General features: G+C 39.3%; 26 protein-coding genes and 1 pseudogene. 10 read left to right on the forward strand and 17 right to left on the reverse strand.

What is annotated here, in order from left to right; all coding sequences use genetic code 11:
• Positions 1 to 600 (forward strand): MtrB/PioB family outer membrane beta-barrel protein (locus tag EV695_RS06160; protein ID WP_165874634.1); only part of this gene is annotated, 600 nt, incomplete at its 5' end.
• Between the two features lie 260 nt (positions 601 to 860).
• On the opposite strand, the gene EV695_RS06165 is transcribed toward EV695_RS06160, so the two are convergent.
• A complete protein-coding gene (locus EV695_RS06165; RefSeq protein ID WP_131905086.1) occupies positions 861 to 1,580 on the reverse strand; it encodes a hypothetical protein in 720 nt (239 codons plus the stop codon).
• An 84-nt stretch (positions 1,581 to 1,664) separates the two neighbouring features.
• Between EV695_RS06165 and cmk the strand changes: the two genes are divergently transcribed.
• The 5 genes from cmk (at position 1,665) to pyrF (ending at position 6,816) form a co-directional block, all read left to right on the forward strand.
• Positions 1,665 to 2,411: a (d)CMP kinase gene (cmk, locus tag EV695_RS06170; RefSeq protein WP_341539026.1), complete on the forward strand. Its 747-nt coding sequence runs from the start codon at positions 1,665 to 1,667 to the stop codon at positions 2,409 to 2,411.
• 184 nt (positions 2,412 to 2,595) lie between these two features.
• Positions 2,596 to 4,260, forward strand: a complete 1,665-nt coding sequence (rpsA, locus tag EV695_RS06175) for a 30S ribosomal protein S1 (protein ID WP_131905087.1) — start codon at positions 2,596 to 2,598, stop codon at positions 4,258 to 4,260.
• 188 nt (positions 4,261 to 4,448) lie between these two features.
• Complete coding sequence (locus tag EV695_RS06180; protein ID WP_131905088.1) at positions 4,449 to 4,754, forward strand: integration host factor subunit beta; 306 nt, start codon at positions 4,449 to 4,451, stop codon at positions 4,752 to 4,754.
• Positions 4,755 to 5,065: 311 nt separating this feature from the next.
• Positions 5,066 to 6,022 (forward strand): hypothetical protein, encoded by a 957-nt coding sequence (locus EV695_RS06185; RefSeq protein WP_131905089.1) that lies wholly within the window; start codon positions 5,066 to 5,068, stop codon positions 6,020 to 6,022.
• A 104-nt stretch (positions 6,023 to 6,126) separates the two neighbouring features.
• Entirely contained in the window at positions 6,127 to 6,816 is a 690-nt protein-coding gene (pyrF, locus tag EV695_RS06190; RefSeq protein ID WP_131905090.1) for an orotidine-5'-phosphate decarboxylase, read from the forward strand.
• 27 nt (positions 6,817 to 6,843) lie between these two features.
• Here the strand turns inward: pyrF and rapZ are convergent, their stop codons facing one another.
• The 10 genes from rapZ to EV695_RS06240 all read right to left on the reverse strand — a co-directional run bounded on the left by rapZ (position 6,844) and on the right by EV695_RS06240 (position 14,947).
• Positions 6,844 to 7,692 (reverse strand): RNase adapter RapZ, encoded by an 849-nt coding sequence (gene rapZ / locus EV695_RS06195; protein WP_131905091.1) that lies wholly within the window; start codon positions 7,690 to 7,692, stop codon positions 6,844 to 6,846.
• Positions 7,692 to 8,165, reverse strand: coding sequence for a PTS sugar transporter subunit IIA (locus tag EV695_RS06200; protein WP_131905092.1), 474 nt, complete (start codon positions 8,163 to 8,165; stop codon positions 7,692 to 7,694). The genes rapZ and EV695_RS06200 overlap by 1 nt, the downstream gene beginning before the upstream one ends.
• Positions 8,166 to 8,369: 204 nt before the next feature.
• Positions 8,370 to 8,705: a ribosome hibernation-promoting factor, HPF/YfiA family gene (gene hpf / locus EV695_RS06205; RefSeq protein WP_131905093.1), complete on the reverse strand. Its 336-nt coding sequence runs from the start codon at positions 8,703 to 8,705 to the stop codon at positions 8,370 to 8,372.
• Between the two features lie 102 nt (positions 8,706 to 8,807).
• Positions 8,808 to 10,265, reverse strand: a complete 1,458-nt coding sequence (locus EV695_RS06210; protein WP_131905094.1) for an RNA polymerase factor sigma-54 — start codon at positions 10,263 to 10,265, stop codon at positions 8,808 to 8,810.
• 116 nt (positions 10,266 to 10,381) lie between these two features.
• Complete coding sequence (gene lptB, locus EV695_RS06215; RefSeq protein WP_131905095.1) at positions 10,382 to 11,131, reverse strand: LPS export ABC transporter ATP-binding protein; 750 nt, start codon at positions 11,129 to 11,131, stop codon at positions 10,382 to 10,384.
• Positions 11,132 to 11,193: 62 nt separating this feature from the next.
• Positions 11,194 to 11,736, reverse strand: a complete 543-nt coding sequence (gene lptA, locus EV695_RS06220; RefSeq protein WP_131905096.1) for a lipopolysaccharide transport periplasmic protein LptA — start codon at positions 11,734 to 11,736, stop codon at positions 11,194 to 11,196.
• Positions 11,705 to 12,241, reverse strand: coding sequence for an LPS export ABC transporter periplasmic protein LptC (gene lptC, locus EV695_RS06225; protein WP_165874635.1), 537 nt, complete (start codon positions 12,239 to 12,241; stop codon positions 11,705 to 11,707). Before lptC ends, lptA begins: the two co-directional genes overlap by 32 nt.
• A 70-nt stretch (positions 12,242 to 12,311) precedes the next feature.
• Entirely contained in the window at positions 12,312 to 12,872 is a 561-nt protein-coding gene (gene kdsC, locus EV695_RS06230; RefSeq protein WP_131905098.1) for a 3-deoxy-manno-octulosonate-8-phosphatase KdsC, read from the reverse strand.
• On the reverse strand, positions 12,873 to 13,856 hold the full coding sequence (locus tag EV695_RS06235) for a KpsF/GutQ family sugar-phosphate isomerase (RefSeq protein WP_131905099.1): 984 nt from the start codon (positions 13,854 to 13,856) through the stop codon (positions 12,873 to 12,875).
• A gap of 113 nt (positions 13,857 to 13,969) precedes the next feature.
• Entirely contained in the window at positions 13,970 to 14,947 is a 978-nt protein-coding gene (locus EV695_RS06240; RefSeq protein ID WP_131905100.1) for a calcium/sodium antiporter, read from the reverse strand.
• A 240-nt stretch (positions 14,948 to 15,187) separates the two neighbouring features.
• On the opposite strand from EV695_RS06240, the gene EV695_RS06245 reads away from it, so the two are divergent.
• The 4 genes from EV695_RS06245 to EV695_RS06260 all read left to right on the forward strand — a co-directional run bounded on the left by EV695_RS06245 (position 15,188) and on the right by EV695_RS06260 (position 19,442).
• Positions 15,188 to 16,132 carry a cupin-like domain-containing protein gene (locus tag EV695_RS06245; protein ID WP_131905101.1) on the forward strand — a complete coding sequence of 315 codons (945 nt, stop codon included), beginning with the start codon at positions 15,188 to 15,190 and terminating at the stop codon, positions 16,130 to 16,132.
• A 292-nt stretch (positions 16,133 to 16,424) separates the two neighbouring features.
• On the forward strand, positions 16,425 to 17,099 hold the full coding sequence (locus EV695_RS06250; protein ID WP_131905102.1) for an adenylate kinase: 675 nt from the start codon (positions 16,425 to 16,427) through the stop codon (positions 17,097 to 17,099).
• 279 nt (positions 17,100 to 17,378) lie between these two features.
• Entirely contained in the window at positions 17,379 to 19,109 is a 1,731-nt protein-coding gene (locus tag EV695_RS06255; RefSeq protein ID WP_207906990.1) for a SulP family inorganic anion transporter, read from the forward strand.
• An 81-nt stretch (positions 19,110 to 19,190) separates the two neighbouring features.
• On the forward strand, positions 19,191 to 19,442 hold the full coding sequence (locus EV695_RS06260) for a hypothetical protein (RefSeq protein ID WP_131905104.1): 252 nt from the start codon (positions 19,191 to 19,193) through the stop codon (positions 19,440 to 19,442).
• 89 nt (positions 19,443 to 19,531) lie between these two features.
• Here EV695_RS06260 and EV695_RS06265 read toward each other — a convergent pair whose 3' ends face one another.
• From EV695_RS06265 to rsxA, 6 genes and pseudogenes are all read right to left on the reverse strand, one after another.
• On the reverse strand, positions 19,532 to 20,245 hold the full coding sequence (locus EV695_RS06265; RefSeq protein ID WP_131905105.1) for an electron transport complex subunit E: 714 nt from the start codon (positions 20,243 to 20,245) through the stop codon (positions 19,532 to 19,534).
• Entirely contained in the window at positions 20,245 to 20,919 is a 675-nt protein-coding gene (gene rsxG / locus EV695_RS06270) for an electron transport complex subunit RsxG (protein ID WP_207906991.1), read from the reverse strand. Before rsxG ends, EV695_RS06265 begins: the two co-directional genes overlap by 1 nt.
• 13 nt (positions 20,920 to 20,932) lie before the next feature.
• On the reverse strand, positions 20,933 to 22,015 hold the full coding sequence (gene rsxD, locus EV695_RS06275) for an electron transport complex subunit RsxD (protein WP_131905106.1): 1,083 nt from the start codon (positions 22,013 to 22,015) through the stop codon (positions 20,933 to 20,935).
• A gap of 3 nt (positions 22,016 to 22,018) precedes the next feature.
• On the reverse strand, positions 22,019 to 23,716 hold the full coding sequence (gene rsxC / locus EV695_RS06280) for an electron transport complex subunit RsxC (RefSeq protein ID WP_131905107.1): 1,698 nt from the start codon (positions 23,714 to 23,716) through the stop codon (positions 22,019 to 22,021).
• A 200-nt stretch (positions 23,717 to 23,916) separates the two neighbouring features.
• Positions 23,917 to 24,456: pseudogene (rsxB, locus tag EV695_RS06285) on the reverse strand (electron transport complex subunit RsxB); the annotation flags it as partial.
• Position 24,457: 1 nt separating this feature from the next.
• Positions 24,458 to 25,039, reverse strand: coding sequence for an electron transport complex subunit RsxA (gene rsxA, locus EV695_RS06290; protein ID WP_131905109.1), 582 nt, complete (start codon positions 25,037 to 25,039; stop codon positions 24,458 to 24,460).
• Positions 25,040 to 25,091: the final 52 nt, after the last annotated feature.

The raw sequence follows: 25,091 nt of genomic DNA on the forward strand, positions 1-25,091 counted from the left end.
AACAAAATAAACTACCGCGTCAACCCATCATTAAGATTACAGGGTAAGTTCAACTACTCAGACACCAAAGATCAGGTGGGCGATACAAACGATGCGACCTTTACCGAAGCAGCGGTAGGCTTTGCCTACAGACCGATCAACCATGACCGTTTAAATGTACTGGGTCGTATCACGTATCTTTACGACTTACAGCCCGTGTCACAAAGTATCGAGCCTGATGAGAAATCATTAATCGCCAGTTTGGAATCAAGCTACCAGCTCAACCAACGCTGGGAGCTCGGTGGTAAACTTGCGCATAAAGAAGGCGAAATCAGAAGTGACAGAGACGCAGGAAACTGGTCACGCAACGATGCCACACTTGCGGCAGTACGAGTGCGTTATCACATGACCAAGAACTGGGATGCGATGGCACAATACCACTGGTTAAACTCAGACGAATCACAAGACACCCAGCACGGTGCCATGATTGCCGTTGATCGTCATATCGGAGAAAACATGAAGATAGGATTAGGTTATAACTTTACAAACTTCAATGATGACTTAAGCAATACCGACGGTGATGCTGAAGGCTGGTTCATCAACTTAGTGGGCAAATACTAAAAGCAATTATCTTCAAGCAAGCGAAGAAACAAGAGTAAAAACAAAAAGCCCAGAGATGGGCTTTTTTTATGCCTGAAATAAACCCAGATCAAAACAATCGATTAATCAACAACCAACAACTAAATCAAAACAAACCAAACCAATTAAATAAAGCTAAAGGCACCCCCCCACCTTACAGGCACTTTTTCAACAGTACGAAAAAAAGGCCTCAAAGTAGGGGGGTGACTTTGATTATTAAGTAACTATACAAATAAAGTCGCTTACTCAGTCGATGCTTTCTTTTGAGAAGAATTGGCTTCTATATCAATTTCATTTGCCTGTTTATTAGCATCAGTATTGATAGGATCAGTTTTCAACGCTTCATTTTTATTCTGCATTATTTTTGTTGCAGGTTTTTGTGGTACAGGCTGATTAAAATTAGGATTCACCAAAGTTCTGGGAGAAAAGCGAGGTTGAATTACGGGTCTTTGTTGCATCAAAGGTGAAAATCTATTGTCATTGTAATAACGATTAGGCCCATTATTCCATGGACCTTGTTGATTATTCCAATTGAAATTTGGCATGCCCAAATTAGAACCATTATTGTAACCATTTCTATAGTTGTTCCCCCAGTTCATGTTTGGCATGTTCCAGTTCGAACCGTAACCATTATTATTTCCCCAATTCATGGATGGAATATTCCAGTTATTATCACCACCATTATTACCCCAATTGAAGTTTGGCATATTCCAATTATTGCCATTGTTATAACCATTTCTGTTTCCCCAGTTCATGGACGGCATGTTCCAGTTAGACTGATTGTTATAGCCATTGCCATTACCCCAATTCATATTGGGCATATTCCAGTTTGAACCATAATTGTTATTGTATGGTACAGGTGAATTATTGGAAAAATAACGCGGTGGGTTGGTTACATTATTGGGTGATGCATGCAATGTATTTGATAATAATAATGTCAATAATAGTGTTAAATATTTCATGTTGTTCTCCTTCTCGTGAAATTTATTCTTTCATTTTAAAATAGAATAAGAATATATGTATATACTAATATATAGATAGAAGTCATGAGTTTTCTCAATAAAACAGGCATAATCTCTATTTTCTTCAACTATGAATCAGTATTAATGAATTTAGCGCGTGAAAATGTACCAATTATCACTATTGATGGTCCTGCAGGGTCAGGTAAAGGAACGATATCCCAGTCTATTGCTACGAAATTAGGTTGGAATTTACTGGATAGTGGCGCTTTATATCGTCTGGTTGGTTTAGCCGCTACAATCAAAGGAATAGCATTAGATGATGAAGTTGCACTAAGTGTTATCGCGCGTGATCTTGATGTAAGTTTTAAGCCCGGTGATAGTGGCATTGTTGATATTATTCTAGATAACAATTTGGTCACCGATGATATTCGTACTGAAGAAGCCGGTGCGTCAGCCTCAAAAGTTGCAGCTGTTTCTGGAGTGAGAAAAGCCTTGCTAGAGCGTCAAAGGCAATTTCAAACGGATCCAGGTTTGGTTGCAGATGGAAGAGATATGGGTACGGTTGTTTTCCCTACGGCTAAAATAAAGATATTCCTTACTGCCAGCGCTGAAATTCGTGCAGAACGCCGTCTTAATCAGTTGAAACAACAAGGGATAAATGCTAACCTGCGCGGCTTGATTCGTGATATTGAAGAACGCGACGCCCGCGATACTAATCGTAAGGATGCGCCACTGATTCCTGCAGAAGATGCCATTATTATTGATACCAGTACTATGAGTATCGATGAGGTTGTAAATACTGTGATGGAAGCGGTTGAAAAAGTCTACTAATTACACATCATATTAAATCATAATTTTAAAAAATAGTGGTCCTTAAAAGCCCGATAGAAAACAGAAGTAACTATCTTTATGTATCGCTATTTAATGAACACCTTATGTCTATCAATAATGATTGGCGAAGGTTTAATTTAACCGTTTAGTATGGGTTTACTAACGTATATATAGGTTTTATACCATGAGTGAAAGTTTTGCGGAGTTATTTGAAGAAAGTCTAACGTATATCGAAATGACCCCTGGGTCTTTGATTACTGCGACTATCGTAGATGTAACTCCAGATTTTGTAACAGTAAGTGCCGGCCTTAAATCAGAAGGCGTTATCCCATCAGACCAGTTTAAGAACGAAGCAGGCGAGTTAGTTGCTGAAGTTGGTGATGTGGTTGAAGTTGCACTGGAAAGTGTTGAAGATGGATTTGGTGAAACCAAATTATCTCGCGAGAAAGCCCGTCGTTTACGCGCTTGGGAAATTCTTGACGAAGCACTAACTAACGATGAAATTATTACGGGTGTGATTACTGGCAAGGTTAAAGGTGGATTCACCGTTGAGCTTGGCGATATTCGTGCCTTCCTTCCTGGTTCATTAGTTGATGTACGTCCAGTACGCGATACTGCATACCTTGAAGGCAAAGAGCTAGAATTCAAACTTATCAAACTTGACCAAAAGCGTAACAACGTTGTTGTTTCTCGTCGTGCAGTTGTTGAAGATGAGTACAGTGTTGAGCGTGAAGCTCTTCTAGAAAGCATCGAAGAAGGCAAGCAAATCAAAGGTGTTGTTAAGAACCTTACTGATTACGGCGCGTTCATCGATCTTGGTGGTATTGATGGTTTACTACATATCACTGATATGGCTTGGAAGCGTGTTAAGCACCCATCTGAAGTTCTTGAAATCGGTTCTGAAATTGACGTATTGGTTCTTAAGTTTGATAAAGAAAAGAGCCGTGTATCACTAGGTCTTAAGCAAATGGGTGATGATCCATGGCAAGATCTTGTACGTCGTTACCCTGTTAACACTGTACTTACAGGTAAAGTTAGCAATCTTACAGACTACGGTTGTTTCGTTGAAATCGAAGATGGTGTTGAAGGTCTTGTACACGTATCTGAAATGGATTGGACAAACAAGAATGTTAACCCAGCTAAAGTTGTAACACTTGGCGATGAAGTTGAAGTAATGATCCTTGAGATTGATGCTGATCGTCGTCGTATCTCTTTAGGTATGAAGCAATGTAAAGCTAATCCTTGGGATGAGTTTGCGAAAACTGCAACTAAAGGCGAGAAAGTTAAAGGTGTTATCAAGTCAATCACTGACTTCGGTATCTTTATCGGTCTTGACGGCGGAATCGATGGTCTAGTTCACTTGTCTGATATCTCTTGGAATGTTCCAGGTGAAGAAGCAGTACGTGACTACAAGAAAGGCGATGAAGTTGAAGCGACTATTCTTGCGATTGATCCTGAGCGTGAGCGTATCTCTCTTGGTGTTAAGCAGATGGATCAAGATCCATTCTCACTATTTGTTGCAGCGAACGAGAAGGGCAGTATCGTTAAAGGTACTGTTACTGAAGTTACTCCTAAGATGGTTAAGATTGATCTTGGTGAAAACATCGAAGGCGTATTACGTGCATCAGAAATCTCACGTGATCGTATCGAAGATGCATCAACAGTGCTTAGCGTTGGCGATGAAGTAGAAGCTAAATTCATGGGTGTTGATCGTAAGACTCGTGCAATTAACCTTTCTATTAAAGCTAAAGATTACGCTGAAGAAGCTGAAGTAATGAAAGAGTACAGTTCTGCATCTGCAACGACTGGTACTTTAGGTGATATCTTTAAAGAGCAGTTAGATAAGTAAACTTTATAATGTAAGTTTATTTACCAAGTGTCACTTAAAAAGCCGATTATGTTTATGCATAATCGGCTTTTTTTATGTAATTTCAGTTGCTTATTGAATCCTGTATACTTATTATGTAAAACATAATTAATAATAAAATAACATTTTCTGTCTTTTAATAGATCGTCTGAAATGCAGGGAGAGCATAAATGACCAAATCAGAAATAATAAATATACTTGCGAGAAAACAAAGTCACTTAAGTAGTAAAGATATAGAACTATCAGTTAAGATTTTATTAGACCAAATTAGCGATACTTTAACCTCAGGTGAAAGGATCGAAATACGAGGTTTTGGTAGTTTTTCGTTACATCATAGAACCGCTAGAAAAGGGCGTAATCCTAAAACTGGGGAACAAGTTCAGTTATCACCCAAGCATGTGCCACATTTTAAACCAGGCAAAGAAATGCGTGAGCGTGTAAATGAGAACAAAGATAAGTATCCCATACAAGATTAATTCTATAAATTAGTACGTTTTCAATTTAAGTTTTATTTGCAGTGAAAGTCTGTAATTTTAAGTTAGATATATTTGGATATATAAATGGTAGAGATTCTCTTCTTACTACTTCCACTTGCTTTTTATTCGGGCTGGCGAGCAGCCCGGAAAAGCTTGCAAAGTAATCAAAAAAAAAAGCACAACTCTCTGATAGTTTTGTAAAGGGTGTAAATCATCTTCTCAGTGAAGAGCCTGATAAAGCACTGGAAGTATTCCTCAATTATCCTGATATTGATGAATACACCGCTGAAACATTTCAACTTCTAGGTAATTTGTTTAGAGATCGAGGCGAGGTCGATAGGGCTTTGCGCGTCCATCAAAACGTGATTGCGCGTTCTAATTTAAATGCCAAGCAAAAACAGAAGGCCATGTTCGCATTAGGACTGGATTTCTTCGCCGCTGGTATGCTTGATAGGTCTGAAAGTGTATTTCAGGAGTTGCTGGAAAACGATGTTAAATGGATTCCTAAAGCGGATATATGCTCATCCTTAAGAACGATCTACGAACAAACGCAAGAGTGGCAAAAAGCGGTCGAGGCGACGCATTGTGTTAAACAAAACACCAAAAAATCTGATGCTTTAAGTCACCTGATCAATCATGACAGTCTTATCTCGCATTATTATTGCGAGTTGGCGGAGATGGCCTTACAAGAGGGTAATCTACATGAAGTCGATGGTTATATTGCCAAAGCCAAAAAAGCGTATAAATTATCCACGCGTTTGATGACGTTGCAGGGTGATACAGCGCTGCATCAAAAACAGTATAAGCAAGCATTAAATCATTACCTGAAAGCCGTGAATGAAGATAGCCGTGTATTGAATATGTTGTTATCAAAAATAGAAGAAACTGCAAATCAAACAGGTGAGTTATCTTTTGTATTAGATTCACTATTAACGTTATTTAAAAAGAATCAAGATAAGAGTATTTTCGAAGTGATTCTGACGTTATCCACTAAGTACAAATTAACTGAAAATGTAGATTCTTTGATTTCTGAGTCCCTAGCCAACAAGAAGTTGAATATTGAGTCGATCTATAAAGCATCAGAATATATTAATACAGGGGAGGGTGAGATTACTCCTGAAACGGGAATGGTTCTTGTGAATCAATCATTAGGAAATTATTTGAAGGGAGTACCTGCCTTTCTATGCGAGCATTGCGGTTATAAAATGCATGATTACCTATGGCGTTGTCCTGCATGTCATCATTGGGATACGGTTGAGCACGCGTAACCTCTTCACCTAAATCGGATAATCACTAAAAAAAGGCCTGTAAGTGGGGGGGTGACTTTATCTATAATAAGGCACTATTAATTTTATTATTTTGAGAAAATATCATGTCTAGCAGGTTAATTATCGCCCTTGATTTCCCAACTAAAGAGCAGGCGCTTCAATTTATAGAGCCGCTGTCTCCACAGAGTTGCAAACTAAAAGTAGGCTTCGAATTATTTGTGGCAGCAGGTCCAGACTTTGTTAAGCAATTGGTCGATAAAGGTTTTGATGTATTTTTAGATCTGAAGTTTCATGATATTCCGAATACCGTTGCATCTGCATGTAAGAGTGCAGCTTCACTGGGTGTATGGATGATGAACGTTCATGCGAGTGGCGGTCAGAAAATGATGCTTGCTGCAAAACAGGCGCTCGAAGAAACACAATCTAACGCTAAGTTGATTGCAGTGACTGTTTTAACATCTATGGATAGCGAGCAATTAGCAGGTACTAATGTTGCGTCTTCTCCAGAAGAGCAAGTCAAACATTTGGCAAAACTCACAAAGGCATCGATGTTGGATGGCATTGTATGTTCAGCTAGAGAAGCTAAGATGCTCAGAGAAATTTTAGGTCCTGAATTTTTACTGGTAACGCCAGGTATCAGACCTGCTGGCTCAGCTCAAGGTGATCAGCATCGTGTCATGACTCCAGCTGAAGCGAATGCCAGTGGCGTTAATTATATCGTGGTCGGAAGACCTATCACACAATCTGCAGATCCTTTAGCTGTGATAGATCAGATCAATCTAGATATGCAATAAGAGTTCTATAAGTGATGAATCGATTACTTAATCAAGCTCTCGATGTTGCACTATGACAGAATCTTTATAAATTGTTTCAAAGTGTTTTGCGAGTTTTTCAATTAAGTAAACTGATCGATGATGTCCGCCCGTACAGCCAATTGAAATAGTTAGATAGGCTCTTTGGCTTGAAATGATTTTGGGAATCCATTTTTCGATGAAATACTTAAGATCGTTTTCCATTTCATTGACTAATTCATGAGACGATAACCATTCGGATACTTCTTTATCCAGTCCTGTGTATGGGCGTAGATCATGAATCCAGTATGGGTTGGGTAGGCAGCGAACATCAAATAAATAATCTGAATCTCTTGGTGTTCCATGCTTGAATCCGAATGATTGAAACATAAGCGATAGAGACTGATGCTGTGTATTGCTTACTCTAGAAGTGATTTTAGATGCGAGTTCGTAAATATTGGTGGTGCTGGTGTCAATCTGGATGTCAGCTATAACTCGGATGGGTTCGATTAGATCGTATTCTTTCAGTATTGCATCCCTGAGGGTTGTATCGGGGGAGCTTAGTGGGTGTTTTCTGCGTGTTTCATCGTAACGCTTAATAAGAACCGACTTACCCGCGTATAAATATATGACATCTGTCTTAAACTTGCGTTTAAGTTTGGTCACCATTTCTGGTAATTTTTTTAAGTATTTTTTGCCGCTTCTGATATCAACACCTACAGCAATCTTTTGATGCTTTAACAGTCGTTCGGTTTCAAATACGTTTTCAAATAATTCCAGAGGCAGATTGTCAATACAGTAATATCCCTGATCTTCAAGCGTATGAAGTACTTGTGTTTTTCCGGCTCCGGACATTCCACTTACAATTATGATATGCATCACATGTCCTCAAAATTAAAAAACTGATCAAAATATTGTGCAACTAATTCTGCATTTTCTGATTTAACCATCGTGTCTAATTCTTTATCTTTCAGAAGGCTTCGGTAATAGTCAGAGAGTATCGCAGAGCATTTTTTTTGTTGTTTTTGTGGAACCAGTATCGCAAGAAAAAGCTTAATATCTTTTTTATCGGCGCTATTTAAACTCAAGCCTCGTTTTAATACCAGTAAAGCAGCACGAGGATTGGTGATATCCAGGTGCGCTCTAGGGAGTGCAATACCATTTCCAATGTAAGTGTCGCCGAGTTTTTCGCGGGAAACTAATGCATCAAAAATTTGGTTTTTAGTAACTTCTTTTTGCCCTTTTTCAAGTAATTCAGTCAAAGCATCGAATACACATTTCTTGCTTTCCATCTTTTTGACGAAAGATACTCTTTCAGGTACTAACACAGGAAGCTTTTGTTTATCAGTCATGCACTATGAATCTCTATCGGATTTATATTTAAAGTTCGGATGGCTAGTTGTTGATATTACAGAAAAAAATATAGCGATTCTATTACATTAGAATGAATTGGGTTATTGTCTTGGTGTCTTATGGGAGTGTATTATTTTTATTGATTAGCATGTCTCTTACTCAGCGTAAGAGACATGTCTATAAGTTAACAGCTTGTAGAAAAATTAAGCATATTGATCCATAACAATATTTCTATGGTTGCCTTCGTGTTTACGATGGCTGCGAATTTTTTCTTTATGCTTAAGAATTTGTCGATCTAGTTTATCGGCTAAGGCATCTATTGCTGCATACATGTCTTCTTCTTGTGCATCAGCGTAAATATGATTACCGCTAACATTGATTGAAGCTTCTGCCTTATTGTGATGTTTTTGAACTTCTAATATGACGTGAATGTTGAGTACTTGATCAAAATGACGCGTTAAGCGTGTTACTTTTTCCCGAATATAATTATTAAGTAATGGGGTTACGTCAATGTGATGACCAGTAATATCTAATTGCATATTTTCACTCCTATCATTGAGGTTGTTGCGACTATTAACCTGAAAGCCCTTTCAGTAAATCGCAGTGTGAAGATCTTGATACTTTTACTATACAGTTAACTCCTATGCGAAAGCTTTACGATCGTGAGAAGATGGTATCGATTGTGCTTCACGGTATTTTGCGACAGTACGTCGCGCTACATTGATTCCCTGCTCATTGAGCAGATTTGTCAATTTGTTGTCACTCAGCGGTTTTTTTGGATTTTCTTTAGCAATTAAGCTTTTGATCATTGCTCGAATTGCGGTCGCAGAGCATTCTCCACCTGCATCTGTACTAACATGGCTGGAGAAAAAGAATTTGAATTCATATACGCCTCTGGGAGTGTGCATATATTTACGAGTGGTTACTCGAGAAACGGTAGACTCATGAATACCTAATTGATCGGCTAAATCACTTAATACCATAGGTTTCATGGCTTCTTCTCCGTATTGAAGAAAAGGTAGTTGATTTTCGATAATGGCATGAGCCACGTTAAGAATGGTGCTGTTACGGTTTTCCAGACTATTAATAAACCATTTAGCTTGTTGCAGGTTGTCTTTGATGTACTTATTTGTTTCCTGGCTGGCCGCAGTTTTTTGAGTTGGTTCTTTTAGCATATCTTCGTAGTAGCTATTAACTTTTAACTCCGTTTTCGTGCTTCCGTTAAGTGATATTTTCCACTTACCATTGATATTTTTCACATATACATCTGGAACAATATAGTCAGTAGAAGAATTATTATAGAGTTTACCAGGTTTAGGATCTAATTTACGGATCAGATGAATCAGATTTTCCAGTACCGTATCGGTTACTCTTAAGCTTCTTTTAATTCCTGTATAATCCCTTTTTTCAAGCAAGTCCAGATGTTTTTCTAATAAGCGTTTGGCTTTTTTGAATAAAGCATGATCGGCGTAATCATGTTGTAACTGAAGAACCAGGCATTCTCCAAGCGATTGGGCAGCAATTCCAGTAGGTGAAAGATGTTGCACATAAGTCAGTACTGCTTCTACTTCATCAAGCTCTACAAGTAGAATATCTTCCAGTGTTTCATGAATTTGTTCGAGTGGCTCAGTCAGATAGCCATCATCATCCAGATAATCAATAATGAGTTTTGCGATTTCTTTATCTTGAAAACTGAGATTGCCCATCTCTACTTGCCACATTAAATGTTCAGTGAGGCCTTGCTCAGTTGAGTGCATGGTTTCTATGAAATCGGATGTGCTATTTGCATTTGAACTGTCAGAATTTGTTGTTTTCCACTCAGGATCGTAAATATCATCCCAGTCAGCATCGATTTTCATATCTTCAGGGATATGCTCTTCGTTAGCGTCTTTGCCTTCTAATTCGGTGTTCGATGTGGGTTTTTCTTCAATGGGTTGAGCATCATCTGATCGTTCTAGAAGAGGGTTGGTATCAAGTACTTCCTGAATTTCCTGTTCAAGTTCTGTCGATGAAAGTTGCAGCAGCTTTATCGCTTGTTGCAATTGCGGGGTCATGGACAAAGATTGTCCAAGTTTGATATTTAAACCCTGTTTTATCATTTTCTGATATCTATGTGCTCTTTATTTATTGTTAATAAAGTGTAACACGAGTTGAGTTTTTTTTATAAAAAAATGATTAATGGTACGGTTATTGCATAGGTTCATTATAACTGCGTTTATAATTTAAAATCTTCACCTAAATAGATTTCGCGTACTTGTTTATTATTCAAAATATCTTCTGCAGAGCCTTCTGCCAAGATATCGCCATTACCTAATACATAAGCGCGATCACAAATACCTAATGTTTCTCTAACATTATGATCTGTAATCAAAACTCCAATGCCTCGCGCCTTGAGGTGAGAAATGATTTTTTGAATTTCAATCACAGAAACAGGGTCTACTCCAGCAAAAGGCTCATCTAATAGTATGAAAGAAGGTTCTGTAGCAAGTGCTCTAGCAATTTCAACGCGTCTACGTTCGCCGCCTGATAGACTTATGCCCAAACTATCGCGCAAGTGCGTAATTTGAAACTCTTCTAGCAGATTTTCAAGCTTGTCTCGGCGCTCTATTTTATTAAGATCTGCTCTGGTTTCTAAGATGGCAAAAATATTATCAGCGACACTCAGTTTTCGAAAAATACTGGCTTCCTGAGCAAGATATCCAATACCTTGGCGCGCTCGTAAATGCATTGTAAGTTTGGTTAAATCAACAGCATTCTCGTTACTTGAAGTGCTCGATTGAATCTTGACGCTACCTTTGTCAATAGCTACTAGACCTACTACCATATAAAAACAAGTCGTTTTTCCCGCCCCATTAGGGCCGAGTAAACCAACGACTTCAGCGCTATTTATTTCTAAAGAGATGCCTTTTAAAATGACGCGCTTGCCGTAACTTTTATGTAAGTCTTTTGCGATTAGTACACTCAATGGTTTACCTATTATCAATCATCAACGAGATTATCTTTATTGTAAGTTTTGGGTGAATGACGTTATTTAGTCTTATTGGTAGGGTAGAAAATTGCTTTAACGCGACCTTTACCAGGTGCTTTTTTGTCACCAGCTTTTAGTTCGCCATTTACCGTGGAGTATTCGATGTGATTACTTGCGAACTGGTCATTATTTTGAGAAATACTCGCATTACCATCAAGCACTATGCGTTTTTCTTTTACTTGATAAATCACTCTATTGGCTTTTCCTTTAGCCAGTTTTCCATCATCCATTTTTTGCTGAAAACTAACAGGAGAGCCACTCGCTGTAATTCGGCTAATTTCATTATTTACAGCATTGATTTCAATTTTAGATGCTCTGATATCAAGTGTTCCCTGAACAATTGTCACGTTTCCTTCGTATACGGCTAACCCTTTTGCTTTATTGAATAGAACGCTATCGGCATTGATATGAACAGGTTTTTCTATGTCATCTTTAAGTGCATAGACAGGTGATAAAACTATTGTAGAAAGTGCAATGGATGCGATAAAAAAACAAACAGTCTTGTTTAGTTTATTTACTAGGGATAAGTATAGCTTGTACATTTTTATGTATCCTTAATTCTTCTTCATCGAGTTTAGTGTTAAAGCCTTGGCCTTTTATGATACCGTTTACAGAATTCAGGGTAATTTCTTCTTCTGAAGATAGTTCTCTTATCAAAGGATTATAAGTCAAATTTCGAGTTAGCAATTCAAAACTTTTTGTAACTTCTGGACTATCTTTGATCGCAATAACATCTCCATTTAGGTTTATAGGTCCGTTTTTTTCTGCCTGTTCTGCTTTTTTAGCGGTTAAAGTAATAACGACACCATCCGTATCTTTGGCTATTAATTCGGGTGAAAATATCTGGCTAGCCCCAGTTGATTGCTGATGAACAAGGTGTTCACCTTTAATCTGGTATTTCATGTTTCCGTTTGGATAAGTATTTAAAACGCTAAAATCACTTAAATAATAATCAATGAGTTTTTCGTTTTTAGAAACAGAGAAGCCTTTAAATGAAAGCCACGTAGAGTTTAACCAGGTAAATCCCAGTGCAATAACCGTCGCCAAAAACAAGAAGAGTAAGCCGCTTCGGTTCATTTAGATATGTTAGTTAAGGTTGTCTGCATGGGGTGTTATTTTAACTACGAATATAGCTTTGTAAAATATCATCAAGAAGTCCGTGTGCTTCGAGTATAAATTCGCAGGCTTCCCGACCTGCGCCTCTGCCACCATTTAATTGACAAATCAAATCCGAATTTTGTTGCACAAACCAGTGTGCATCCGCAGTCGCAATAGATAAACCAACCTGACTCATAATGGGTAGATCTATGACGTCATCACCAATAAAGGCAATATTCTCTTTCTCAAGTTTTGTCTTTTCCAGTAGCTCATAAAAAGCGGGGACTTTATCTCGGTAACCCTGGTAGATATATTCTTTAGGGATCTTTAAATTATTTGCTCTATGCATAACAAGCTCGGATTTTCTGCCGGTTATTATTGCAACGTTAATACCATTATCCAGTAATAATCTGATGCCATGGCCGTCCTTCGAATTGAACGCTTTATATTCCTGACCCTGATTATCAAAAAACAAACTGCCATCTGTTAATACGCCATCAATATCGAAAATCAGCAGCTTAATTTTTTTTGCTTTTTCTAGTAGCTCCTGTCTTTTTTCTTTATCTGAAATTTGATTCATTTATACGATCCCAGCTTTTAGTAAGTCATGCATATGTATGATACCTTTTATTTTTTTATGTTCATCAGTAACCGGTAAAACAGTGATTTCTTTATCTTGCATAAGGTTTAAAACATTTACAGCGAGTTCATCACTGTGTGTAGAAATACATTCTTTATGAGCGATATCGCCAATCTTAACTGTCTTTAAGTCGATGCCATTTTCAAAAGTTCTACGCAAATCGCCATCGGTGAAGATACCTAGCAATGTATTATCCTTATCACTGATCAACGTTGCGCCGAGTTTTTTACTGGTCATTTCCAGAATTGCATTGCTTAATGTTGTTTCGGGCAAACAGATAGGAGTTGCTTCGCCTTCTTGCATAATATCTCTAACGTGAACCAGTAGTCGTTTACCTAAGCGACCACCAGGGTGGGATCGGGCAAAATCATCAGGCGTAAAGCCTCTCGCTTCTAATAATGCCACTGCCAGAGCATCACCCATAACTAAGGTAACCGTTGTGCTGGACGTAGGCGCTAATCCCAAAGGGCACGCTTCTTTTTCTACCGCAATATCCAGATGGTAATCAGATATTTCGGCTAATGGTGAGTGTTTATCGCCAGACATTCCAATGACAACAGCGCCTAATCTTTTAACAACTGAGGCTATGGTTACGACTTCTTCTGTGGTTCCTGAATTTGATATCGCCACAACCACATCTTCAGCAGTAATCATACCCAGATCACCATGCAATGCTTCACCGGGGTGAACAAAAAAAGCAGGCGTTCCTGTGCTGGCAAGTGTTGCAGCAATTTTATTACTGATGTGTCCGGATTTTCCCATGCCTGAAATAATGACACGGCCTTTGCAGGATAAAATAGCTTCACAAGTCTTTATGAAATTTTCATCAAGTCGATGCTTTAAAGCTTCAACAGCTTCAATTTCAGCAGCGATAACAGCTTGAGCCAATCCTATAAAATCGGGTTTATCTTTGTTGATAGTCATGAATAGTGCTAATCCGTCGCAATGCCATATAACGGGGCATTTGAGTAATTAATGTTAATTAAAAGACTTTAAACATTCATTCATACAGTAGGTATCAATGATAATTTAGAAGGCTATTGAATAGTTTTAAAGTAGAGTAATGCTTCATAGGCGATAAACGCCAAAAACAGTACTAAGCCATTCATTTTCGTAATTTTGAAACGGGCGTTTTTAAAACAACCATAGCTAAATATTAACAGGATAACAGTCAAACCTAGCATAACCCAAATATCTCTATCTAATACACCTTCAGGAATGGCTAGTGGTTGTATTAACGCCGGAATAGGTAGAACAGCAAGCGTGTTAAACAGGTTTGACCCAACAATATTGCCAACAGCAAGGTCGGTTTCACCTTTACGTGCACTGCTTATTGTTGCGGCTAACTCAGGTAAGCTGGTGCCGATTGCAACAATGGTCAGCCCTATAACTAAATCACTTATTCCCATGACACTGGCGATGCTTGAAGCACCCCATACGAGTAGTTTAGAGCTCACCAAAAGGAGTAATAATCCCACAATTGTCCATATCATGGCCTGTTTGAAAGGCATGGTTTCTGGTAATTCACCGAGCGTTTCATCTACCAGTGGGTCATGGGTATGTCGGTCTTTTCTTGCAGAAGATATCATCCAGTAAAGAATACCTGCCATTGCACAAACAAGAATGACACTATCCAGTCGAGAGAAGTAATTATCCAGCATAAGCAGCCAGGCCAGAATGGCGGAGGCTAAAACCAGTGGAATTTCTTTTTTCAGCAAGCTTGAATGCACAGGAAGCACAAAGAACATCGCTGTCACACCTAACACCAGTGTGATGTTAGTGATGTTAGACCCTATCGCATTGCCAATACCCAAACCAGGATTGCCTTGTAAGGCAGCAGCAGCAGAAACCAGCATTTCAGGTGCTGAAGTGCCAAGGCCGATAATAAGCATGCCCACAATAAGAGGCGATATACCCATCGTTCGGGCGATATTAGATGCACCATCGATAAAACGATCAGCGCTCCATATCAGTAGAAATAGCCCAAAAATAATGGCTGCAACAAAAGTTAACATAAGGAGATTAGTTCTTGGAAAAACGAGAGATTATACAGGCTTTAAGCGATCACGATAAACACTTAAAGATTATAAAAAGCGTATAAAATATTTAAACCGGGTTTGTAAATAATTGTTTGTTCCTGAGTACATTTCTCAACACATAAGTTAACTATAAAAAACGCCTCAAAGTAGGGGGGTGTCATTTTATTTGATAGCGTTATAATAAATCTTAGTATTTCTAATTAGACCATCCCATCAATGAACAATGATTATCAGCATAATAAAAACAAAGGTTATTTTGAAATAGCGCGTGAGCCTTCCAGTATTTCGTCAGAAGTATTTACAGAAAAATATTATAAAACCGAAACGCCAGTAATCATTGAAAATATCGGACAAGATTGGCCTGCAATTTCTACCTGGAGTGAAGACTATATTAGAGAGAAGTTAGCCAAAGACGCTAAAGCAAAAGCTGCTTCGCTTTGGTACTGGATGGAGAAAGGCTCTTTAGAAGAAGACTATCAAACCCCAGAAATCATTGATCAATTACTAGACACAGAAAATGTGTTTCCACGTAACGAGTTAATGCGAATTTGGGCACACCCACAAGGGAATGTCTCCAGCTGGCATTACGATGCCAATATGGTGAACGTTTTTAATGTGCAGATGACAGGTAAAAAGAAATGGTATCTGGTTTCTCCTGAAACACCATTAGATTGCTATCCATTCACTAGTTTTGCGATTATGGATGGTAATGATGAGAAGATTTTTAACAACAAAAACTACACTCGTGTCATTTTGAATCAGGGTGATATGCTGTATATACCGCCGTTATGGTTTCATAAGGTTGTATCACTAGAAGAAGAAAACCTTAATTTGAATTGGATCTTCACTAAAAAAACTACTAATGTTGTGTCCACAACTTTAAAACGTGAATTAGATCGCTACTCGCTGCAATCGTATCTTTCAAATCATCGTTACCAATGGGTGCAAAAGACGTTTTCGAATATCAACCAGAATATTCCCGGATACCTTCGCTGGAAATGGCGATACCCCGAAATGATCGAAACTCCAGTTAAACCGAGAGTATTCGCATTGACGCGTTTAACCCTTAAAGAGATCTCCTCATTAGCTAAGGTGGCGCTGCATGCAAAAAAAATCAAACCTTATATAGAGAGCATTCGCTCAATCAAAAAGTTAAGTTGATTATTAATTTCTGATATGAAGAGAAATTAATCAGTAATGAAGAGGAATTAGATTATTGTGCTTTTTTGTGTTTGTTGAAAAGTCAATAATAGTTCATAAGATACATAGTGAATATTAATAATTGCCAAAAACGGACTAAAATTGTTGTGGCGTCTTTTAAAGTGAAATCTTTTCAATTACCCTATAAGAAAATCAAGATTTTGTGATATAAGTATAAAATAATTTTTACTTATGATTATTATAATAAAATATCATGATGTGAGTTCGACCAAATTTTACTAGGGAGAAGTTAATGAATATTTTGGCCTTCGGTCCAAATGGAAGTGGCAAAGGCACTCAAGGTGCTATCGTGAAGAAAAAATATGGTCTTGATCATATTGAATCTGGAGCCATTTTTCGTGAGCATATTAAAGGTGGGACCGAACTAGGACTCAAAGCCAAAGAATACATCGATGAAGGAAATTTAGTCCCTGATGATCTAACTATTCCCATGGTATTAGAAACACTCGCAAATTCTAAAGAAAACGGTTGGTTGCTTGACGGTTTTCCCCGTTCGTTAGCGCAAGCAGAAGCGCTGGATAAGGCGTTAACAGAATCAGGTATGAAGCTTGATTATGTTATCGAAATTGTCTTAGATCGTGATATAGCCAAAGAACGTATAATGGGTCGGCGTTTATGTGCAAACGATAATAATCACCCTAATCATATTGCCTTTGATGCGATTAAACCTGTTGAAAAAGACGGCGAGCTAGTATGTCGTGTGTGTGGCGGAGAGTTATCAGCCAGAGCCGATGATCAAGATGAAGCTGCGATCAATAAACGCCATAATATCTATTACGATGATGTTACCGGGACGATGGCTGCTGTTAACTATTTCAAAAATAATACCGATGCAAAGATAATATCTATCGATGGATCAAAAGGCATTAAAGAAATATCTGAAGAGCTAATTAGTCAGTTGCCTTAATCAGTTGTTTTGAACAGTGTAAAAACGAATTGATTACTTCAATGTGATACTAAGTATTTTAAAGCCTGACTCATCATAACGATGGCTCAGGCTTTTTTATTAAACGATGATTTAGAATGATTTCATACTCAATATTTTGAATATGAAAAAAACGCCTGTAAGTAGGGGGGTGGCTTTAGAATTTATAATAGATTGAAGCCTTTTTATCCTTGAGCTAATCAATTTAGAGGCATACAATCCGCTCCCATTATTATTACTCCCTAATATAGTGATAGACTGATGAACATTGTAGCTCTGTTTCCCTTTTTGGCTTGGTTTAAACTCTTAACTAAAGAGACGATAAAAGCGGATATCATTGCAGGGCTGACAGGTGCGGTCATTGTGCTTCCGCAGGGCGTAGCTTTCGCTACAATAGCGGGTCTGCCTCCTGAATATGGTCTTTATACGGCAATGGTTACTCCGATCATTGCGGCATTATTTGGCTCCTCATTTCACCTGGTCTCTGGTCCCACCACTGCGATATCCATCGTTATTTTTTCTGCGGTTAGTCACCATGCAGAACCTGGCACTCCAGAATTCGTATCAATGGCGTTAACGCTGACTTTTCTGGCGGGTATTTATCAATTAAGTTTTGGTATCGCTCGTTTAGGGGCTTTGGCTAACTTCGTATCGCACACGGTTGTTATTGGCTTTACGGCTGGCGCAGCAATTTTGATTGCAACCAGTCAGATGAAAAATATTACGGGTATCTTTGTGCCAAAAGGAGAATCCTTTGTGCATACCTGGATAGAAATAATCACAGGCTTTGCTCAAACCAATATCTATCTTGTGTTGATTGCAGTGGCTACTATGATTGCTGCTCTCAGTATTAAAAAGTTTATACCGCGTTCGCCGTATTTATTATTCGGCATGATAGTCGGTAGTTTGCTCGCATTATTTTTTGGTCAATTTACCGACGACATAAAATTAGTGGGAGAAATACCGCGACACTTACCGCCGTTTTCAACGCCTGATTTCTCATTTGCTAATCTACAACTGTTAACCTCTGAGGCTTTTGCGGTTGCCTTATTAGGACTTATCGAAGCGGTATCCATCAGTCGTGCAATATCCACGAAATCCGATCAGCGCATAGATTCTAATCAGGAATTTATTGGGCAAGGCATGTCTAATATCGTTGGTAGTTTCTTCTCGAGTTACGCTGGCTCAGGTTCCTTTACCCGTTCAGGTATTAACTATGAAGCAGGTGCGAGAACGCCTTTATCAGCCATATTCGCTGCTTTGTTCTTGGTTGTAATCGTGTTGTTGGTGGCGCCATTAACCGCTTACTTGCCAATTGCATCTATGGGTGGCGTTATATTGTTAGTTGCGTATAACCTGATAGATATTCCACACATCAAACAAACATTGGCCTTTAGCAAATCGGAGTCTTCGGTGCTGATAACCACGTTTCTGGCGACACTGTTTCTGGAACTTGAATTTGCGATCTACCTGGGTGTGTTGTTGTCGCTGGTTTTATTTCTGGCAAAAACCTCTACGCCGAAAATACCTGTGTTATCTATCGATGATGGCCCAAAAAACACGCATCGTAAGTTTATCGATATTCGCGAAAAACCCATTCTACAATGCCCACAACTTAAAATAATTCGTATTGATATGTCGATTTATTTTGGTTCGGTGAATCACATTCAAAAGAAATTCGCCAAGATCTCTGATACTGAAAATATTAATCACATCCTGATAGAAGCCAGTGGTATTAACTTTATCGATCTGGCTGGTTCAGAAATGTTAGTTGCTGAAAATAAACGTCTTGATAAACAAGGGGGCGGCCTCTATTTCGTAGGAATGAAGCCCGGCGTTTATGCGGATGCGGCAAAATCCCACTTTATCAAAATGATTGGTAATGATCATTTCTTTGACTCTAAATCGCAGGCAATAAGACTCATCAAGAAAAGACTTGATGATAATAAATGCGCAAGGTGTCAGGTCAGAATATTTAATGAGTGTAATTAACTCTAAATAAAACTCATTAAATACAGTGAATGTTTTGTTATCGTTTGAATTTTGTAGGTTTGAAGATTGTAGGTTTGTAGAATGAAAAGAGAAGAAATTGTTGATACGTTAAAGCTTATGGCGGCAGAGAATAAGACGCCTGCTGAGATGTTGCGTTTTTTAGTCTTGGAGCAAGAAATAGAGCAGCAATTAGAGTGGATGACACTCTTTTCTGAAGCTTTTGATGTAACACTGGGTGAAGTAACAGCATTGAGCGGATGGTGGCACGATGAAAGTGCTGAGCTCAACGATAATGATATCAATGCTTATATTGCACCGTTGATAAAACAGTAGAACATTGATCGAATAATAGCCCATTGATTTATTGGTCGATAACTGACGAAACAGCCGTTTCTATAATCAATAAAAACGGCTCACAACTATTAAGACTTTAGCTTCTTATCTACAACGTTTTTCATAGCGATAAGAAAGCCCATAACCAAAAAAGCACCTGGTGGCAGAATAGCTAAAAGAAAGCCCTGATATTCTTCGAAGGGTTTGATGTACCAGTCTTTTGCAATATCACCAAACATCAATGATGCATCTGCAAATAAGGTGCCACTGCCGATAATTTCACGTATTGCGCCTAAAGCAATCAAAACCAAGGTGAAACCTAAGCCCATCATGAATCCGTCAAGAGCCGCACGTTTAATGGTGTTCTTGGATGCGAACGCTTCTGCACGCCCTATAATTAAACAGTTGGTTACTATCAAAGGGATAAAGATACCAAGCACACTATGAAGTTCTGGCGTGATGGCATTCATACTCAGATCTATCATGGTAACAATGGATGCGATTACTAATACATAGTATGGAATTCGAATTTCTTTTCGTACCCAGTTACGAGTAAAAGCAATAATGATGTTTGATACCGTCAACGTGATAATGGTTGCGATACCTAGACCTAAGCCATTGATCAAATTTCCAGTTACTGCTAGCAACGGACATAGACCTAATAATTGAACCAAGCCCGGATTATTATGCCAAAGGCCATCCATCGTGATTTTTCTGCGTTCACTTTTATTCCAGACAGTTCCTTTCGGAGGTGATACGTCGTCCAGATCTATGCCTGTATCAGTGGGTGATGTGGCAGACATTATTGTGTACCCTTGGTTTTAGATTGTTTATTGCTATTAGGCACAGAGTTTAGATGCGTCATAAAAATTCTGTCCATATTTTCTTGTGCGTAGAGTAAGGTAGATCTGGTAGCATTAACGATGGCTCTTGGTGTGATAGTAGCCCCCGTGAATTGATCGAAATCGCCCCCATCTTTTTTAACATGCCATTGCTCAATATCCGGATTGCCTAAGGATTTTCCATCAAAACCAAGTACCCAGTCACTCTTGCGAATTTCCATTTTATCACCGAGCCCCGGGGTTTCGTGGTGACTTACAACACGAAGACCGTCTACTGATTTATCGTCTACATTGATGCCTAATAAGAATGTGATCGCACCGCTATAGCCCTTCAATGTAGTCACTTCGAAAATGGCAGTTACAGGTTTGCCTTTTAAGGTGGCAAGGTAGACAGGTGTTTCTCGAATAAAGCCATTCTCAGCAGGATCAATAATGATTTTGCTATTTGCCAGATCATTGTCATAGGAATTGTTGGGGGCAATCTGGTTAAGTGCCTTTAACAACATCTTTGCCTGATTTTCTTCAATTTTATGCTTGGTTAAGCTATTCGTTGTCGACACTAGCACCACGCTAATGAAGGCAAATAATGCCAACGAAGCACCCGCTTTTTTCATCGCTTCAAAATGCTGTTTCACGGCTCTATCCTGATCATAGCTTTTTATCCTGTTTTCGCTGTGTAGCACCAGAAGAAAAGAACGAAGGTTTGTGACCAAATACGCGAGGCTGTGTGTAGTAATCAATCATCGGTACAGCCATATTCATGATGAGTACCGCAAATGCGATGGCATCTGGATAATTGCCCCAGACCCGAATAATGTAGATAAAGAAACCAATGCTGGCTCCGTAAATCAACTTGCCTACGGGTGTGGTACTGGCTGAAACGGGGTCAGTAGCGATGAAAAATGCGCCAAGTATGGTCGCGCCACTAGTGATATGAAACAAAGGGCTGGCAAAACTATCTGCAGAAAAAAGATAAAACACAGCTGAAAGTAAAAACAATGTACCTAACAAGGCAACGGGTATCTGCCATTGAATAACTTTTTTATAAAGTAACCAGATGCCACCTAACATGAAAGCCAAACTACTCCACAACCAGGTGTTTTGTGAGAGCGTTTGTAAATAGGAAGATTCTTTCATTACACTGCTGAAATCTGTGCCTGCGCGCAAGCCTGTCTTCACTTCATCCAAAGGTGTTGCCATGGTTATGGCATCCCAGGCGGGTTTTTGATTGCCAAAAATAAAGGAAAGTTTTTCCATAAGGCTAAAATCATAAGCGCCGAGATCACCAAAGGTTCGCGGGTGTACCCATTGGCTCATTTCAAAAGGAAAAGAAACAATTAATACGGCGAAACCGACCATAGCAGGATTGAAAGGGTTATATCCCAGGCCTCCATATAGATGTTTTGCAATGATGATCGCAAAGAAAATGCCAACAAAAATTATCCACCATGGCATTAGTGGAGGTAGCGTTAACGCAAACAACCACGCGGTTACTATGGCGCTTAGATCGCTTAGAAAAGGCAATAAAGGACGTTTGCGAATGATCAGGGCGAGCGTTTCCAGAGACACCGCAAAAACAATTGAAATGATTACATTCAATAATATCCCGGTGCCGAAGAAGTACATCAACGTTAAGGTGCCAGGTATTAAAGCTAATAGCACTTGCAACATCACACTGTTGATGTTCTGACTGCTATTCAAGAAAGGGGATGTTTTAGTTTTAAACTTCATTGTTTATTGAGCTTCTTCAGTACTGGCTTTTGCAACAGTCTTGGTATCAGATTCTTTGGTATCCATTTTCTCAGACTCTGTGCGTGCCAGTTTTTTTGCTTTAGCTCGTTCCATAGCTGCTTTTATAGCATCTGCTTTCGGAGAGGAGCTTTGCCCACCTGTTGTACTGTCTGATTTTGACGCGGCTTTTTTCTCTTGTAATGCTGCCTTGTGTGCTGCGCGTTTTTCTTCTCTTTCGCGTTTATCGCGTTCTTTTCTGTAGAGTAAGAATTCATGTCTTTGGCGTGAGAGATCGGCTTTCTCTAATGCTACTTTCTGTTCACGTATTTCACTTTTACCAAATCTAAAATAGTCCACGAGTGGTATATGACTAGGGCAAACATAGCTACAACAGCCACAATCAATGCAATCTCTTAAACTGTGATCTTCTGCTTTTTCAAAATCTTTTGCGCGAATATGCCAGTAGAGTTGTTGTGGTAATAATTTTACTGGGCATACTTCCATGCATTTGCCGCAGCGGATACATGGCAGTGTTGGTTGATTAGAGAATGCAGGATTAGATTCACGTAAAGATGTTGCAGAAATAAACAAGGCGCAGTTGGTCGCTTTAATAACGGGAACGGCATCATCCGGAATGGCAAAGCCCATCATTGGACCGCCCATGATTAAATTCTCAGCCATTTTTGTATAGCCGCCAGCTTTTTCTGCTAAATGACTAAAAGGTGTGCCAATTAACACTTCGAAGTTTTGCGGGTGTTGAATGCCATTTCCAGTAACGGTAATTATTCTTGAAATTAAGGGTTCGCCTAAATAAATCGCTTTGTAGATACTGTAGCTTGTACCTATATTCAAACACATCAGGCCTAATTCAATCGGTATGCCACCCGAGCGTACTTCTTTTCCGGTGAGAATTTCGATCAGTTGTTTTTCACCACCACTAGGGTAAATAGTAGGAATGGCAACCACTTCAATATTTGATAACTCTGCTGTGGCGTTGCGCATTGCTGCAATGGCTTCAGGCTTGTTATCTTCAATAGCAATCAAGCATCTTTGCGGTTTTACCAATGCTTGTAACAATTGAATGCCTTTTACAATATCAGCACTACGATCTTGCATTAAACGATCGTCGCAGGTGATGTAGGGTTCGCATTCCGCACCATTGATGATCAGGGTTTCAATGTGCTTTATTCCAGAACTGGCTAGCTTTATGGATGTAGGAAAAACGGCGCCACCCAGACCAACAATACCAGCCTGTTCAATTCGCTCTAATAAAACTGACGAGTCCGTGTTATCCGGGTCTTCTATTGGTGGTAGTTTGAAGTGACCCCAATCATCCTCTCCATCTGTTTCGATTATCACGCAAATTTCTGCCAGCCCAGATGGATGGGGAATTGAGTGCTCACCGATATACGTAACTGTTCCAGAAGTCGGCGCATGAATAGCAGCACTAATAACATCTGATTTTTCTGCGATTAATTGACCCTTTTTGACCAAGTCTCCGACATTAACCACTACCTCAGCACTTTTACCAATGTGTTGATGAATCGGTACAATTAATTTACTTGGTATGCCTGCTGACTCGATAGGTTTTTGATTTGAATCTTTTTTGTGAAACGGGGGGTGAACACCGCCATGAAACTTGTACAGTTTTATACTCGTCGTTTCAGCTAATGAACGATTAGATAAAAGCGAAGCATTCATGGTTATGCTGCTCCTCTTGTTTTTTCATTCAAATCATTTTTGCTTTTTTTATCGACGTCGGGGTTGGAATCAGATGAGCTAGATAGACCAGTAGTATCACTCTGATTATCTTGTGTGTCATTTAAGGGCGTAGAGGTTGCCATTGCAGAAGGCTCTTTAATGGTTGTCTCAATAATTGTTGGCACCATGTGATAAGTCTTTTCAATCGATTTTGGCTCAATCCATTTCCAGCTATCTGGCGTTTTTTTGAGAGGTTCCATGACTATGCAGTCAACCGGGCAGGGTGGCAAACATAGTTCGCAACCAGTGCATTCAGATTCGATGACCGTATGCATCAGTTTTGCAGCGCCAACAATAGCATCCACTGGGCAAGCTTGAATACACAGAGTACAACCAATGCAATCCTGCTCGATAATGACCGCAACTTCTGGTGTTTCAGGAGCAGCTTCAGCATCTTCGTCGAGTTCCATGGGCTCTACGTCTAATAAATCAGCCAGCGCCAAAATAGTGGTTTCTCCACCAGGAGGACATTTGTTAATCGGTGCTTCGCCTTTTGCTATGGCTTCTGCGTACGGTCTACAGCCTGGGTAACTACATTGCCCGCATTGCGTCTGGGGTAACAGGCTATCCACCTGATCAGACAAGGGGTCACCTTCGACTTTAAACTTTACTGATGCATAGCCAAGGACTAATCCAAAGAATACCGCAAGGCCAACCAAAATGAGTATAGCGGTTAACATATTATCCTTTGATCAAGCCTGTAAAGCCCATGAAGGCCAGTGCCATTAAACCCGCGGTAATCATGCCAATTGCATTGCCTTGAAAAGCTTCTGGCACATCAGCTGCTGCAAGACGTTCGCGCATTGCGGCAAATAACACCAGAACCAAGGTAAATCCAAGAGCGGAACCAAAACCGTATAATGCAGATTCGATAAAATTATTCGATTGCTGAACATTGAGGAGAGCAACACCGAGTACTGCACAATTTGTGGTTATTAATGGTAAATAAATACCTAAAACATTGTGAAGTAAGGGGCTGGTCTTATGTACGACTAACTCTGTAAAACCAACAATAGCGGCAATCACAAGAATAAAACTAATTGTGCGTAGGTATTCAAGGTCAAAAGGCGCTAATAAGTATTCATGGACCAAATAACTGGAAATAGATGAAAGTGTCAGTACAAATGTAGTTGCCAGGCCCATACCCATAGCTGTCTCAAGCTTGCGCGATACACCCATAAACGGGCACAAACCAAGAAACTGGGCGAGAACAATATTGTTCACCCAGACGGTTCCGACGATGATAAGTAGGTATTCAGTCATTTTGTAACTATTGCGAGTTTAGTCGAATTGGCGTGGTTTCATGTAAATGAAA

It is taken from the genome of Cocleimonas flava, from assembly GCF_004339015.1.
GTDB classification, from domain to species: Bacteria; Pseudomonadota; Gammaproteobacteria; order Thiotrichales; family Thiotrichaceae; genus Cocleimonas; species Cocleimonas flava.